The following is a 13969-nucleotide window of genomic DNA, read 5'->3' as shown; positions in this document are numbered from 1 at the left end:
CGGGCGGCCGCCGCCCGGTCCTCGTCCCCGTCCCCGTTCCCCTCGCCCCGCCCGACGCGGGGCCGACCGGCCGGGACGGCAGGGCCGTCCGGCCCTTTCCCGCCCGTGCGAAGCCCGGAGATGCTCGGCGACGGGGCCTGCCGACGACCGGCCGCGCCACATAACGGCGGACCCGCGAGACGGCGAGAAGGCGAGAAGGAGTGAGAAGGAGAGAGATGACGGACACCGGGCGGACCGGCGAGGAGGGCCCGGTGCGGGTCTTCCTGCTCGACGACCACGAGGTGGTGCGGCGCGGGGTGCGCGACCTGCTCGACGACGAGCCGGACATCACCGTGGTCGGAGAGGCCGGCACCGCCGCCCAGGCGCTGGCACGGGTGCCCGCGCTGCGCCCGCAGGTGGCCGTCCTCGACGTGCGGCTGCCGGACGGCGACGGGGTCTCCGTCTGCCGCGAGCTGCGGTCGGCCATGCCCGGCCTGGCGTGCCTGATGCTCACCTCGTTCGACGACGAGGAGGCCCTGCTGGACTCGATCATGGCAGGGGCCGCAGGATATGTACTGAAACAGATCCAGGGCTCCGACCTGATCACCGCCGTCCGCACGGTCGCCCGGGGCAGGTCGCTGCTGGACGCCGGCGCCACGGCGAAGCTGATGGCCCGGCTGCGTGCGGGTGCCGCGCCCGAGCCGGAACCACTGCGGAACCTCACCGACCGGGAGCGTGAAATCCTCGCACTCGTGGGGGAGGGCCTCACCAACCGGCAGATCGGTCAGCGGCTCCACCTCGCGGAGAAGACCGTCAAGAACCACATCTCGCGGTTGCTGGCCAAGCTCGGCGTGGAACGCCGGGTCCAGGCGGCGGTCATCGCCGGCCAGGCCCATGGGCGTCCGGCGCGCGAGCAGTACTGAGAGGTTGACGTGGGCAGCACCGACGAAGTCCCCGAGCCGCCGCGCCTGCGGCTGCCCCAGCTGCAGCTCGACGAACTGCTGCTGGAGGTGCAGGCCCGGCTCGACCTGGCCCGAGGTACCCGGGACCGGGTGCACAGCCTCCTGGAGGCCGTCCTCGCGGTGGGCCGGGAGCTCGACCTGCAGCAGGCGCTCCGCGGCATCGTGGAGGCCGCGGCCGTCCTGGTCGACGCGCGGTACGCGGCGCTCGGCGTGATCGGCCCGGACGGTCAGCGCCTGTCGGCCTTCCACACGGTGGGGGTCGGCGAGGAGGAGGCCGCCGCCATCGGTCCGCTCCCGGAGGGGCACGGCATCCTCGGTGAGCTGATCCGCCGTCCCGAGCCGCTGCGGCTGGGCAAGCTGTCCCAGCACGCCGCCTCCTACGGACTGCCCCCGAACCATCCGCCGATGAACAGCTTCCTGGGCGTCCCGATCCGGGTCCGCGACCAGGTCTTCGGCAACCTGTACCTGACCGAGAAGCGGGGCGGGGCGCAGTTCGACGAGGACGACGAGTCCGTCCTGTCCACGCTGGCCGTCGCGGCCGGTGTCGCCATCGACAACGCCCGCCTGTACGAGGAGTCGCGGCTGCGTGAGCGCTGGCTGCGGGCCAACGCGGAGGTCACCCACAGCCTGATGTCGGGCGTCGGCCGCACCGAGGTGCTCCAACTGGTGGCCGACCGGGCCCGGGAGATCACCGGCGCCGCGCGCGCCGTGGTCGCCGTCCCCGTCGACGGGGACCGGACCCTGCGGGTCGAGCTGGCCACCGGCGCCGGGACCGAGGCGTTCCACGGCGCGGAGATGGCGCCCGGCAGCGGCCTGATAGGCACCGCGTTCTCCTCGGCCGCCCCGGTCACCAGCGACGACATCGCGCACGACGACCGGCTGGCCACCTCCGCCTCCCGCGTCTCCGGGCTGGGCCCCGCCGTCGCCCTCCCCATCGGCACCGGTGACACGGGCGTCAGGGGCGTGGTGATGCTGGTGCGCGAGGCGGGGGAGCCCCTGTTCACGGAGAAGGAGACCGAACCGCTCCAGACCTTCGCCGCGCAGGCCGCCATCGCGATGGAGCTGGCCGACCGGCGGCACGACGCCGAGCGGATGGCCGTCCTCCAGGACCGCGACCGCATCGCCCGCGACCTGCACGACCTGGCGATCCAGCGGCTCTTCGCCACCGGGATGACGCTGCAGAGCGCGGGGCGGTTCATCGACCATCCGCGGGCCTCGGACCGGGTGATCCGCGCGGTCGACGACCTGGACGAGACCATCAAGATCATCCGATCCACCATCTTCGGGCTGCGCTCCCACGGCGACGGGGAGAGCTCCGGGCTGCGGGCCCGGGTGGTCCGTCTCGCCGGCGAGTCCGCCTCCGTCCTCGGCTTCGCGCCCGGCGTGCGGATGCAGGGCCTGGTCGACACGCACGTGCCTCCGCGCATCGCCGACCAGGTCGAGGCCGTCCTCTCCGAGGCCCTCACCAACGTCGCCCGGCACGCCGGGGCGAGCCGAGTGGACGTCGGTCTGGAGACCGACAGCCGGGTGGTGCGGCTCACCGTCACCGACGACGGCGTCGGCATGCCCTCCGGCGGTCGCCGCAGCGGCGTGCGCAACATGACCGAGCGCGCCCAGCAACTGGGCGGGAGCATGGAGTTCAGCACCCCCGAGCAGGGCGGCACCCGCCTGGAGTGGTGCGTGCCGCTGACCGGCACGGGGTGAACCACGGCGGGGCGGACGTTCCTCCCCGGACCCGCCGCGGGGCCCTGGCCCCGCCCTCCGCACGGCTCGCGCGGCCCCGCGATCCGTGAGCCTGGCGCCGTGCGGCTCCCGGATCCGGTCGTCGGGAGCGTCCCGGTCCGCGACGATCACGAGCGGCGGCACCGTATAACCTGGGCGGATGCTCAGCGAAGTCGCAGCCTCCCGCTTCGTGACGCCGCTCCGGGAGGGCGGGTCCATGCCGGCGCTGGTCGAGGCCGACGACCTCGGCCTGTACGTCCTGAAGTTCCGCGGCGCCGGACAGGGCCACAAGACGCTGACCGCCGAGGTGGTGTGCGGCGAGCTGGCGCGGCGGCTCGGGCTGCGGATGCCGCGCCTGGTCGTCGTCGACCTCGACCCGGCGCTGGGTCTGGGCGAGCCGGACCGGGAGGTGCAGGACCTGCTGCGCGGCAGCGGCGGCCTCAACCTCGGGATGGAGTTCCTGAGCGGCGCCGTCGGCTTCGACCCGCTGGCCTTCGAGGTCACCCCGGAGGAGGCCGGACGGATCGTCTGGTTCGACGCGCTGGTCAACAACGTCGACCGCTCCTGGCGCAACCCCAACCTGCTGACCCACCGCGGCGAGCTCTGGCTGATCGACAACGGCGCCACCATGATCTGGCACCACAACTGGCCCGCCGCCGACGCCTCGGCCGCCCGCCCCTACAACGCGTCCGACCACGCCCTCGCCCGCTTCTCCCCGGACGTCGCCGCGGCCGCCGCCGCACTGGCCCCCCTGGTGACCGAGGAACTCCTCGCCGACGTGACGTCGCGGATCCCGGAGAGCTGGCTGCTCGACGAGCCGGGCTTCGACTCGCCCGACGCGCTCCGCCGCGCCTACGCCCGCCCGCTGCTGGCGCGCGCCGCCGTCATCCACGACCGCATCGAGGGACTGAAGTGAGCCGGAACGCCGAAGGCCACGACCGCCACGACGCCGACCGGCAGGTGTTCACCCGCAACGTCGTCGACCGCAGGACCCGCGACCGGCAGGTCTACGAGTACGCCCTGCTGCGGGCCGTGCCCCGCGTCGAGCGGGGGGAGTGCGTCAACGTGGGCGTGCTCCTCTACTGCCGCGGCGAGCGGTTCGTCGCCGCCCGGACCCACCTGGACGAGGCCCGGCTGCTCGCCCTGGACCCCCGCGCCGACGTCGGCGCGGTGCGGGCCGCGCTGCGCGCGGTGGAGGCCGTCTGCGCGGGCGGCGAGGCCGCGGGACCCGCCGCGGACGACGACGCCGGCAAGCGGTTCCGGTGGCTGGTGGCCCCCCGCTCCACCGTCCTCCAGCCCGGCCCGGTGCACACCGGGCTGACCGCCGATCCGGCCGCCGAGGCGGACCGGTTGCTGGACCTGCTCGTCCGGTAGACGCCCGGACGGTCACCCGGCACCGATCAGGTCTCGGTCAGGTGGATCACATCACGCGGTGGCCCGTTGACAGCGGGTGTCCGGGCTTCTAGCGTCACGTCCTGCCGAGGGTACTAAGCGGTCGCTCACCTGCCGGGCGTAGAGTCCGCAGGAGAGACCGCACCGCGGGATCACCGAAGGCGTTCAGGCTTTCCGAGGGCGAGGAGACGCACCCATGTCCACCACTGAGCAGCGAGTCGCAGTCGTCACCGGCGGTGCGCGCGGCATCGGCGCCGCCACCGCCGTCCGGCTGGCCGCCGAGGGCCGCGCCGTCGCGGTCATCGACCTCGACGAGGCCAACTGCAAGGACGTCGTCGACGAGATCACCGCGGCCGGCGGCAAGGCGATCGGCGTCGGCTGCGACGTGTCCGACGAGGCGCAGGTCGAGGCCGCCGTGGCCCGCATCGCCGAGGAACTCGGCGCGCCGACCATCCTGGTCAACAACGCGGGCGTGCTCCGCGACAACCTGCTCTTCAAGATGAGCGCCCTGGACTGGGACACCGTCATGGGCGTACACCTCAAGGGCGCCTTCCTGATGGCCCGCGCCTGCCAGAAGTACATGGTGGACGCCAAGTTCGGCCGCATCGTGAACCTGTCCTCCTCCTCGGCCCTGGGCAACCGCGGCCAGGCCAACTACTCCGCCGCCAAGGCCGGTCTGCAGGGCTTCACCAAGACCCTCGCCAAGGAGCTCGGCAAGTTCGGCGTCACCGCCAACGCCGTCGCCCCCGGTTTCATCGCCACCGAGATGACCAAGGCCACCTCCGAGCGCGTGGGCGTGGACTTCGAGGACTTCAAGAAGGGCGCCGCCGCGATGATCCCGGTCCAGCGGGTCGGCGTCCCCGAGGACATCGCCAACGCCGTCGCCTTCTTCACGGGCGAGCAGGCCGGCTTCGTCTCCGGCCAGGTCCTGTACGTCGCCGGCGGCCCGCTCAACTGACGCCGGGCCGCAAGGTACCGGGACACGGAGGTAACACCCCCATGACCGAACTGACCGAACTGCCCGAGCTCTCCGGCAAGGTCGCCGTCATCACCGGCGCCAGCCGGGGCATCGGCTTCGGCATCGCCGAGGCGTTCGTCGCCCGCGGTGACCGCGTCTGCATCACCGGACGCAACGAGGAGGCGCTGAAGGAGGCCGTGGAGCGCCTCGGTTCCGAGCGCGCCATCGGCGTCGCCGGCAAGGCCCACGACCTGGCGCACCAGGACGCGGTCGTCGCCGCCACCATGGAGGCGTTCGGCCGGGTCGACCACCTGGTCAACAACGCCGGCACCAACCCGGTCTTCGGGCCGATCGCCGACCTCGACCTGGCGGTCGCCCGCAAGGTCTTCGAGACCAACGTGATCTCCGCGCTCGGCTTCGCCCAGAAGACCTGGGCCGCCTGGCAGCGGGACAACGGGGGCACCATCGTCAACATCGCCTCGGTGGCCGGCGTGCAGGCCTCGCCCTTCATCGGCGCGTACGGCATCAGCAAGGCCGCGATGATCAACCTGACCCTGCAGTTGGCGCACGAGTTCTCGCCGCAGGTACGGGTCAACTCCATCGCGCCCGGCGTGATCAAGACCAAGTTCGCCGAGGCGCTGTACGAGAACCGCGAGGCCGAGGTCGCCGCGGGCTACCCGCTCGGCCGGCTCGGCGTGCCCGAGGACATCGGCGGCGTCGCCGCCTTCCTGACCTCGGACGCCTCCGGCTGGATGACCGGCCAGAACCTGGTGGTCGAGGGCGGTCTCTTCCTCAACGCCGGCGTCGCCTGACACGAGGCACCCAGAAAGCGGGCGGGGGCCCGGTGACCGGCCGGCACACGGCGGGTCACCGGGCCCCCGCCGTGTGCCGGCCCGCCGTCCGCGCCCCTCACGCGCTCCGGGGCGCCGGTACGGTTGTCGGTGGGCGGCTGTAGGTTCCAGACCTGGAAGTGACCGCACACCGGAGGACGTTGACGTGACCGACATCGCCATGCTGCCCGAGTCCTGGCGCGGGGTACTGGGCGGCGAACTGGAACAGCCCTACTTCAAGGAGCTGACCGAGTTCGTCGAGAAGGAGCGGGCGAACGGCCCCGTCTACCCGCCCCGCGAGGAGGTCTTCGCGGCCCTGGAGGCGACGCCGTACGACAAGGTCAAGGTCCTCGTCCTCGGCCAGGACCCGTACCACGGCCCCGGCCAGGGCCACGGCCTGTGCTTCTCCGTGCGACCGGGTGTGCGGACGCCCCCGTCGCTGCGGAACATCTACAAGGAGATGCAGGCCGAGCTCGGCCACCCCGTCCCCGACAACGGCTACCTGATGCCCTGGGCCGAGCAGGGCGTGCTGCTGCTCAACGCGGTGCTCACGGTCCGCGAGAGCGAGCCCAACTCGCACAAGGGCAAGGGCTGGGAGAAGTTCACCGACGCGGTGATCCGCGCGGTCGTCGAGCGGCCCGACCCGGCCGTCTTCGTGCTGTGGGGGGCCTACGCCCAGAAGAAGCTGCCGCTGATCGACGAGAACCGGCACGCGGTGGTGAAGGGAGCGCACCCCTCGCCGCTGTCCGCCAAGAAGTTCTTCGGATCGCGCCCCTTCACCCAGATCGACGAGGCGATCGCGGCCCAGGGCCACGAGCCGATCGACTGGCGCATCCCCGACCTGGGCTGACGCCCACCCGGGCCGACGTCGACCTCGGCTCACCCCGACCCGCGCACGGCGCCGGACGCGACCCTGCGTCCGGTGCCGTGCGGGTCCACGGCCGGCGCCCGCCCGGTCCCTGCTCCCGCCCCCGCGCGGGAGCGCTCTGCCGCCGACCGGACGGCGTCACCGGGCGGGGCGACCCCGGTGGCCCTAGCGTCGACCGCGGGACCGCCGCGCGGCGGTCCCGCCGGTCAGGCCGGGAACGGCGGGCGACGGAGGGCGCGATGGAGCTTCAGGAACGGGACGCGGGCGCGGTCGGCGTGACGACGCGGATCGGTCAGGCCGTGCTGCTGCACCACGGCGGCGACCGGGAGGAGGCACGCGGCCGCTTCCTCGGCCTCTGGCAGGAGATCGGCGCGGACGGCGACGCCTTCCACCGCTGCGCCCTCGCCCACTACCTCGCCGACACCCAGGACGACCCCGCCGACGAACTCGCCTGGGACCTGCGGGCGCTGTCCGCGGCCGAGGAGCTGATGGAGGCGGTCCGGTCGCTGTACCCCTCGCTGCACCTGAACGTCGCGGCCGACTACGCCAAGCTGGGCTGCCCCGAGGCCGCCCGCAGCCACCTCCACCGTGCCCGGCGCGCGGCCCAGGACCTGCCGGCGGACAGCTACGGCACGCGGGTGCGCGAGGAGATCCGGGAGCTGGAGGCCGGCCTGGAACCCTGACGCGCCCGCGTGCCGTAGCCGTGGCCGTAGGTGTGCTCGGGCTACTTGGTGGCGCGGTTCTGCATCCTGCGGCAGATCGCCTCCTCGGCGCTGCCCTGACTCCAGCCGCCGTACTCGGTGCCGATGCCGCAGGCGTCGACCGAGCCGCCCTTCGGACGGCGCGGCCGGTCCGGTCGGCCCGCCGCGTCCCGGGCACGCTCGCCGGAACGGTGCCCGGCACCCTCGTCCCGGTCCCGGTCGGGACCCCGGCCGCCGGAACCACCCTCGCGCGGTCCCTTGCCCTCCTTGGCGCTCTTCGAGGACGTGCCGCCGTCCCCGCCCTTGCCGTCCTCGCCCTCCTCGGCGTCCTTGCGGCGGTCGGAGTCCTTACCGTCCTTGCCGCCTTTGCCGCTCCTGCCGTCGGCGCGGTCCTTCGCGTCCTTGCCGTCCCCGGAGCCCTTCTTCGTGCCTTCCACGTCCTCCGCGGCGGCGGAACCCACGGGCAGCGGTGCGCCCTGGCCGTCCGGGCCGGGCACCGAGCGGGCGGACGGGGCTCCCGACACCCCGGGGGAGGGGCCGGTGGAAGGAACCGTCACACAGCCGGAGAGCGCGGCGCAGGCGGTGACGAGAAGCAGTGCGGTGGTGGTCGTCGTTCGCTTCACCCTCGTCACTCTGGCGGCTGCGGGACGGGCGGGGACAGCCGACAGGCGGGCGGTCCCTTCGTAAGGGTGACGTGGCGTCTTCGGGGTTGCCGCGTCGACGCCGACCGCGTGGGCGCCGCGGCGCGGCCCACGCCCCGTCCCGGCTTCCCGCCGTGGTCGGCGGTCAGGGGTCGGCGCTCAACGGTCGCGTCGCGCGCGGAGCCGGGCCGCGGCCGCCGTGGCGGCCAGGGCGGCGAGGACGCCCGCCGCGCACGGCAGCGGCCACGCGCCCCACGTCGTGTACAGCGTGGCGCCGGGCCCGGCCAGGTGGACGGTGTGCACCGAGACTCCGCGCTCGGAGGTGCCGAGCCGCGGCCCCACCGCGCGCCCGGAACCGTCGTACACCGCGGAGACCCCGGTCAGGGTGGCGTGGGCCGTCGGGACGCCGGTCTCCGCCGCCCGCAGTGCCGCCAGCGAGGCGTGCTGTTCGGGGGCCCAGGTTCGCTGGAAGGTGGAGGTGGAGGACTGGACGACCAGCAGCCCCGCGCCCTCGGCCGCCAGATGACGGCTCATGTCGGGGAACGCGGACTCGAAGCAGACCAGCGGCCCCAGCCGCAGCCCGGGCGCGGCGTCCATCACCACCGGGGCCGTTCCGCGACGGCGGTCCTCGTCGGCCGCGCGCCCCACCGAGGTGGCCCACCCGAGCATCGACCGCAGGGGGACGTACTCGCCGAACGGGACCAGCCGCATCTTGTCGTAACGGTCTCCGGTGGGGCCCTCCGGACCGATCAGCACCGAGCTCTTGAAGATCCCGGGACGGTCCGAGCGGCGGGCGTCCACGTTCACCAGCAACGGCGCGCCGGTCTCACGGGACAGCGCGGCGAGCCTGCGAGCGAGGTCGGGACGGGTCGCCAGGTCCTCGCCCACGCTGCTCTCGCCCCAGACCACCAGGTCCAGCTCCTCGCCGCGCAGGGCCGGCTCACGGGTGAACCGTTCCTGGAGAGCGAACCGCCGCTCGGGGCCGTCCGCGCCGCTCACGACACCGGGCTGGACCAGCGCGATCCGGGCCGTGCCGCCCGGCGCGGGCCGGGGGGCCCAGGCCCAGGCGCTCGCGGTGGCCACCGCCACCACGGCCAGCGCCGCCGCCGCGACCCGCCGGGCCGAGCCGACGGCGAGCAGCAGCGTGACGGCGGTGTTGACGCAGACCAGCAGCAGGCTCAGCAGCCACACCCCGCCCACCGAGGCGAGAGCGAGCGCCGGAGCCGTCTGCCACTGGCTCGCCCCCAGCATCGCCCAGGGACCGCCGAGCCCTTGCCAGGACCGCACCAGTTCGATCATCAGCCAGCCGGAGGGCAGCGCGAGCAGCGCCGCCACGGCCCGCCGGGCGGACGGAGCGCCGGTCAGCAGCCGCCGGGCCAGCGCGCCCCAGGGCGCCCACAGCGCCCCGAGCAGCGCGGCGAGCACCGGCGTGAAGACGTGCAGGCTCGGCAGCAGCCAGTGGTGGGCGGCGAGCATCAGGCCGAAGCCGCCGCACCAGCCGTCCAGCGCGGCCCGCCCGCCGGTCGGCGCGGTCCGGATCAGCAGCAGCCAGGGGACCAGCACGACGGGGGCCGACCACCACCAGTCGGGCTCCGGGAACGCGAGCACGGGCAGCGCGCCCGCCGCGGCGGCCACCACGGGCCGCCGCCAGGAGGAGATCGCCCACCGCCCGGCCTTCACGCCCTCAGGGTGCCCGCCCCGCGGCGGATGAGACGGGTGCGGCGGAAGGAACCGGCCCGCGGAAATGCGTGGCGGCGGGCAGGGCGCCCGGGGCAGGCTGACCGGATGAATGACGAGACCGGCGTGGACACCCTCCCGCGCCACCAGGTCAGGGCGGACTGGTCCGAGGACGCCGTCACCGTGTACCAGGCCTACCGGCCGGAGATCGGAGGTCCGGCCGCGCGCGCCGGCCGCTTCCCGGCGGCCTGGAAGCGTGACCGGATGACCTGGATCAAGCCGTCCTTCCTCTGGATGATGTACCGCTGCGGCTGGGCCACCAAGGAGGGACAGGAGACCGTGCTGGCCGTGCGGATCCGCCGGGAGGGCTTCGAGTGGGCGCTGCGCAACGCCTGCCTCTCGCACTACGTGCGCGGCCTGCACCAGGACCGGGCGTCCTGGAGCCGGGAGCTGCGGCGGGCGCCCGCGCGGGTGCAGTGGGACCCCGAACGGGACCTGCGGATGCGGCCGCTGCCCCACCGGTCGCTGCAACTGGGCCTCGCGGGCGAGGCGGCGGCCCGGTACGCGGACGAGTGGATCCTGGGCATCGAGGACGTGACACCGCTGGCGCACCAGATCAAGGCGCTGCTGACGGCGGGGGACGTCGAGGGGGCCGGGGCGCTGCTGCCCGCGGAGCGGGAGTACCCGCTCGACCGGGAGGCCTGCGCCCACCTGCTGCGCTGAGGCGCGCCTACGGACGGACGGCCGGGTCCGACGGCGCCAGGCTGCGCAGGACGTCGAACTCGTTGCCCTCGGGGTCGGCCATGACCACCCAGCTCCGGCCCGAGCCCTGACCCACGTCGACCCGGGTGGCGCCGAGGGCGAGCAGCCTGGCCACCTCGTCGGCGGTGCTGCAGTCGACCGGGCTGACGTCGAGATGCAGCCGGTTCTTCACGGTCCTGCCCTCGGGCACCTGGACGAACACCAGGGTGGGCGCCATCTGGCGGGCGCGTACCTCCTCGACGGTCGGCACCCAGGAGCCGATCTCGACCTGGCCCTCGGCCCGGTCGATCACCTGGAAGCCGAGGACCGCGCACCAGAAGGCCGCGAGCCGCTCGGCGTCGCGGCAGTCGACCACCAACTCGGTGAACCTGCTGGTCATGTTCCCCTCCTGAACGACCGTACGGCGAAGGAACGATCAGCCTATCGACCGTGCCCTCCGAGCGGCCCCCGCTCAGGGAAGCAGACGTTGTTCCTTGGCCGCGGCGACGGCGCCGGCCCGGTTGTCGACGCCGAGTTTGTCGTAGACGCGGCTCAGATGGGTCTTCACGGTCGCCTCGCTGATGAACAGGGCGCGGGCGATCTCGCGGTTGGCCAGGCCCTGGGCGAGCTGGGCCAGGATGTCGAGTTCGCGGGCGGTGAGCGTCGGCCGGGGAGTGCGCATCGCCGCCACCATGCGGCCGGCGATCGGCGCGGAGAGCGCGGTGCGGCCCTGCGCCGCGGCACGGATCGCGGAGAACAGCTCCTCCGGCCGCTCGGCCTTCAGCAGGTACCCGGTCGCGCCGGCCTCCAGCGCCCGGGTGACGTCGGCGTCCGTGTCGTAGGTGGTGAGGACCAGCACGCGCGGGGCGCCGGGCCGGGCGGTGATGCGGCGGGTGGCCTCGATGCCGTCCGTGCCGGGACCGAGCTGAAGGTCCATCAGCACGACGTGCGGCGCCAGCCGGTCGGCGAGGACCACGGCCTCGTCGCCGCCGGCGGCCTCGCCGACGACCTCGATGCCGTCGGCGCTGGACAACAGGGCCCGTAGCCCGGCCCGCACGACGGCGTGGTCGTCGCAGACCAGCACCCGCGCGACAGGTTCGGCGGCTGAAGGGGCGGGGGAGGTCATCGGGACTCCGGCGGGGTGAGGGGGATCGAGGCGGTGAGCACGGTGCCCTCGCCCGGGGCGGACTCCACGGTCAGAGTGCCGCCCAGCTGCGCGACACGGGCACGCATCGCGGGCAGCCCGTGGCCGCCCTCACGGCCGGGCGCGGGGAGCCCGCCCGGATCGAAACCGCGACCGTCGTCCGCGACGTCCAGCACCACCTGGTCGTCGAGATAGCTGAGGGTGACGGCGGCCCGGGTCGCTCCCGCGTGCTGCCGCACGTTGGCCAGCGCCCCCTGCGCGACGCGCAGCAGCGCGGCCTCGCCCCGCTCGGGCAGGGGCAGGGGCACCCCCTCGATGTGGTGGCGCACGGTGAGACCGTCCTTCGTCCCGCGCTCGGCGAGCCGGCGCAGCGCGGCGAGGAGCGAGCCGCCGTCCGCCAGATCGGCCGGCGCCAGGTCGTGCACGAAACGGCGGGCCTCGGCCAGGTCGCGGCCCGCGCCCCGGGCGGCCTCCCGCACGAGCTCGAGCGCCGCCGCCGGGTCGGTCGCCCACACGCGCTCGGAGGCCTGCAGCAGCATCCTCCGACTCGACAGCCCCTGGGCGAGGGTGTCGTGGATCTCCATCGACAGCCGTGCCCGCTCGGCCAGCGCGCCCTCGCGGCGCTCGGTGGCCGCGAGCTCGCGCCGGGTGCGCAGCAGGTCCTCGATGAGGGCGCGCCGCCGCTCCGCCTGCCGTTCCATGTGCAGGAAGACGCCGGTCATCAGCGCGGCGACGGCGGGCGGGGTGACCAGGACCGCCGGGTCGAAGCCGTCGCTCAGCCGTTGCAGCGACACCACGACGAGGACCGTGAGCAGGCACGCCAGCGGGATCGCCGCGCCGGCCGGCAGGGAACGCAGCGCCAGGATGAGCAACGGGGCCGCGCACCAGGCGAAGCTGGGCGCCAGCAGGGTCAGGACCGACCAGGCCGCCACCACCGCCACCAGCCACACGAGCGGGCGGGAGGCGGGCCGGTCCCGCCCACGGGCCGGACCGGCCACCGGGCCGAGGGCGTAGAGCAGGGCCAGCAGCGCCGCCGCCGCGACCACCGAGGTCACACCGGGGCCCGGCGGATGGCGCAGCAGATAGCGGGCGAGCGAGCCGCCCAGCAGCGCGTAGAAGGCGAGGTGCACCACCGGCCCGAGCCAGCGCGCGTCCGGGTCCGCCGCCGGATCCGCAACCGGGTCCGCCGCCGGATCCGCAACCGGATCCGCAACCGGATCCGCAACCGGATCCGCAACCGGATCCGCCGCCGGGTCCGAGGTCTCGGGGGACCGGTGCCGTGTGTGCCGCATGGGTGTTTCCTCGCGTCCGCCTCGGGCCGGGCGACCCTGACCCCGTCCGGGCTCCCGCCCGTCCTCGCTGCTGCCGGCCCCTCCTCGCGAGCCGGCCGGAGCGACGGGGCCGTCCGGCCGCAGGGGCCGGGGACCGTCGCTCCCTCCAGGTAAACCCGCGCGGGCGGTGCGCGCATCAGCCGTTCGGATGACAGCCCCGTCAACCGTCGGCACCCGCGTGACCAGCCGGAACGCCGACGCCCGGGGGCCGGGTGCGCTCCGAGGATGGATGGCGAGAGGCCGGGGAGCGAGGTTCCCCGGACGACTGACGAGGAGCTGTTCATGACGAAGAGGACGACCCTGCGCACCCGTGTCCTGCTGGGTACGGTCGCCGCCGCCGCGCTGGGCGCCGGTACGGTCGGCGCCGTGACCGCGAACGCCGCCGGCCCCGCGCCCGCCGCGGCGGCCGCCGTGGCGAAGGGCCGGGACACCACGCAGACCACGCATCTGTCGGCCGATGCCGCCCTCCGGGCCGCACAGGCCGCGCTGGACGCCGCGGAGGACGCGGACCAGAAGGTGACGGTCGCCGTCGTGGACCGCAACGGCAACACCGTGGTGACCCTGCGGGGCGACGGCGCCGGTCCCCAGTCCTACGACTCGGCGGTGCGCAAGGCGTACACGGCCGTCTCCTGGAACGCGCCCACCTCGGTGCTCGCCGGGCGGCTGGACCAGGCCCCGAACCTGAAGGACATCCCGAACACCCTCTTCCTGGCCGGTGGCGCGCCGGTCACCGCCAAGGGCGCCCCGATCGCGGGCATCGGTGTCGCCGGGGCCCCGTCCGGCGACCTGGACGAGAAGTTCGCGCAGGCGGGCGTGGCCGCGCTCGGCAGGTGAACCGGTGCGGCGGCGCCCGGCCGGGACCGGGCGCCGCCGCCCGCACGAACGCGCGTGGCGGCCGAGCCGGTCTAGGGCCTGTCCGGCGGATCACGCACGTGGGTCGCGGGGTCTGGCACGCACGTCTGCGGCGTTGTCGTCGGTCGACGACGCTCCGCGTCGCCTCCCTCCTCCGCCTTGCAGCCGCAC

Annotated in this window: 15 protein-coding genes; 10 read left to right on the top strand and 5 right to left on the bottom strand. The window is 74.6% G+C overall.

All coding sequences use genetic code 11. The features are described 5' to 3' along the window. Nucleotides 1–215 precede the first annotated feature (215 nt). The 8 genes from ABT026_RS29710 (at nt 216) to ABT026_RS29675 (ending at nt 7394) form a co-directional block, all read left to right on the top strand. Entirely contained in the window at nt 216–902 is a 687-nt protein-coding gene (locus ABT026_RS29710; RefSeq protein ID WP_351118284.1) for a response regulator, read from the top strand. Between the two features lie 9 nt (nt 903–911). Further along, nucleotides 912–2645, top strand: coding sequence for a sensor histidine kinase (locus tag ABT026_RS29705; RefSeq protein WP_351118283.1), 1734 nt, complete (start codon nt 912–914; stop codon nt 2643–2645). 178 nt (nt 2646–2823) lie between these two features. Beyond that, the gene (locus ABT026_RS29700) at nt 2824–3579 is read left to right on the top strand and encodes a HipA family kinase (protein WP_351118282.1); all 756 of its coding nucleotides are present in this window, start codon (nt 2824–2826) and stop codon (nt 3577–3579) included. A gap of 44 nt (nt 3580–3623) precedes the next feature. Next, nucleotides 3624–4037 (top strand): DUF3037 domain-containing protein, encoded by a 414-nt coding sequence (locus tag ABT026_RS29695; protein WP_351118307.1) that lies wholly within the window; start codon nt 3624–3626, stop codon nt 4035–4037. Between the two features lie 214 nt (nt 4038–4251). Further along, nucleotides 4252–5013 carry a 3-oxoacyl-ACP reductase FabG gene (gene fabG, locus ABT026_RS29690; protein ID WP_351118281.1) on the top strand — a complete coding sequence of 254 codons (762 nt, stop codon included), beginning with the start codon at nt 4252–4254 and terminating at the stop codon, nt 5011–5013. 41 nt (nt 5014–5054) lie between these two features. After that, nucleotides 5055–5825 carry an SDR family oxidoreductase gene (locus tag ABT026_RS29685; RefSeq protein ID WP_351118280.1) on the top strand — a complete coding sequence of 257 codons (771 nt, stop codon included), beginning with the start codon at nt 5055–5057 and terminating at the stop codon, nt 5823–5825. 184 nt (nt 5826–6009) lie between these two features. Further along, the gene (locus ABT026_RS29680; protein ID WP_351118279.1) at nt 6010–6693 is read left to right on the top strand and encodes a uracil-DNA glycosylase; all 684 of its coding nucleotides are present in this window, start codon (nt 6010–6012) and stop codon (nt 6691–6693) included. Between the two features lie 257 nt (nt 6694–6950). After that, nucleotides 6951–7394 (top strand): hypothetical protein, encoded by a 444-nt coding sequence (locus ABT026_RS29675; RefSeq protein WP_351118278.1) that lies wholly within the window; start codon nt 6951–6953, stop codon nt 7392–7394. A 41-nt stretch (nt 7395–7435) separates the two neighbouring features. Here ABT026_RS29675 and ABT026_RS29670 read toward each other — a convergent pair whose 3' ends face one another. Both ABT026_RS29670 and lnt read right to left on the bottom strand, forming a co-directional pair. Further along, the gene (locus tag ABT026_RS29670) at nt 7436–8035 is read right to left on the bottom strand and encodes a collagen-like domain-containing protein (protein ID WP_351118277.1); all 600 of its coding nucleotides are present in this window, start codon (nt 8033–8035) and stop codon (nt 7436–7438) included. A 177-nt stretch (nt 8036–8212) separates the two neighbouring features. Further along, entirely contained in the window at nt 8213–9733 is a 1521-nt protein-coding gene (gene lnt / locus ABT026_RS29665; protein ID WP_351118276.1) for an apolipoprotein N-acyltransferase, read from the bottom strand. A gap of 105 nt (nt 9734–9838) precedes the next feature. Here lnt and ABT026_RS29660 point away from each other — a divergent pair, with 105 nt between their 5' ends. Continuing rightward, nucleotides 9839–10453 (top strand): DUF4291 domain-containing protein, encoded by a 615-nt coding sequence (locus tag ABT026_RS29660; protein WP_351118275.1) that lies wholly within the window; start codon nt 9839–9841, stop codon nt 10451–10453. 7 nt (nt 10454–10460) lie between these two features. Here the strand turns inward: ABT026_RS29660 and ABT026_RS29655 are convergent, their stop codons facing one another. The 3 genes from ABT026_RS29655 to ABT026_RS29645 all read right to left on the bottom strand — a co-directional run bounded on the left by ABT026_RS29655 (nt 10461) and on the right by ABT026_RS29645 (nt 12748). Beyond that, entirely contained in the window at nt 10461–10871 is a 411-nt protein-coding gene (locus ABT026_RS29655; RefSeq protein WP_351118274.1) for a VOC family protein, read from the bottom strand. 72 nt (nt 10872–10943) lie between these two features. Beyond that, on the bottom strand, nt 10944–11597 hold the full coding sequence (locus ABT026_RS29650) for a response regulator (protein ID WP_351118273.1): 654 nt from the start codon (nt 11595–11597) through the stop codon (nt 10944–10946). Next, nucleotides 11594–12748 carry a sensor histidine kinase gene (locus tag ABT026_RS29645; protein WP_351118272.1) on the bottom strand — a complete coding sequence of 385 codons (1155 nt, stop codon included), beginning with the start codon at nt 12746–12748 and terminating at the stop codon, nt 11594–11596. The genes ABT026_RS29650 and ABT026_RS29645 overlap by 4 nt, the downstream gene beginning before the upstream one ends. Before the next feature lie 480 nt (nt 12749–13228). Here ABT026_RS29645 and ABT026_RS29640 point away from each other — a divergent pair, with 480 nt between their 5' ends. Beyond that, the gene (locus ABT026_RS29640) at nt 13229–13780 is read left to right on the top strand and encodes a GlcG/HbpS family heme-binding protein (RefSeq protein WP_351118271.1); all 552 of its coding nucleotides are present in this window, start codon (nt 13229–13231) and stop codon (nt 13778–13780) included. Nucleotides 13781–13969: the final 189 nt, after the last annotated feature.

This window comes from Streptomyces sp. NPDC002734 (genome assembly GCF_040295685.1).
Taxonomy (GTDB): domain Bacteria; phylum Actinomycetota; class Actinomycetes; order Streptomycetales; family Streptomycetaceae; genus Streptomyces.
This window is presented reverse-complemented; position numbering and strand designations above follow the sequence as displayed.

Excerpts from the sequence above, each read along its gene's own strand:
- ABT026_RS29640 (WP_351118271.1), top strand. The coding sequence starts at position 13,229 with ATGACGAAGAGGACGACCCTGCGCACCCGTGTCCTGCTGGGTACGGTC.
- ABT026_RS29650 (WP_351118273.1), bottom strand. The coding sequence starts at position 11,597 with ATGACCTCCCCCGCCCCTTCAGCCGCCGAACCTGTCGCGCGGGTGCTG.
- fabG (WP_351118281.1), top strand. The coding sequence starts at position 4,252 with ATGTCCACCACTGAGCAGCGAGTCGCAGTCGTCACCGGCGGTGCGCGC.
- ABT026_RS29700 (WP_351118282.1), top strand. The coding sequence starts at position 2,824 with ATGCTCAGCGAAGTCGCAGCCTCCCGCTTCGTGACGCCGCTCCGGGAG.
- ABT026_RS29660 (WP_351118275.1), top strand. The coding sequence starts at position 9,839 with ATGAATGACGAGACCGGCGTGGACACCCTCCCGCGCCACCAGGTCAGG.
- ABT026_RS29710 (WP_351118284.1), top strand. The coding sequence starts at position 216 with ATGACGGACACCGGGCGGACCGGCGAGGAGGGCCCGGTGCGGGTCTTC.
- ABT026_RS29685 (WP_351118280.1), top strand. The coding sequence starts at position 5,055 with ATGACCGAACTGACCGAACTGCCCGAGCTCTCCGGCAAGGTCGCCGTC.
- ABT026_RS29675 (WP_351118278.1), top strand. The coding sequence starts at position 6,951 with ATGGAGCTTCAGGAACGGGACGCGGGCGCGGTCGGCGTGACGACGCGG.
- ABT026_RS29655 (WP_351118274.1), bottom strand. The coding sequence starts at position 10,871 with ATGACCAGCAGGTTCACCGAGTTGGTGGTCGACTGCCGCGACGCCGAG.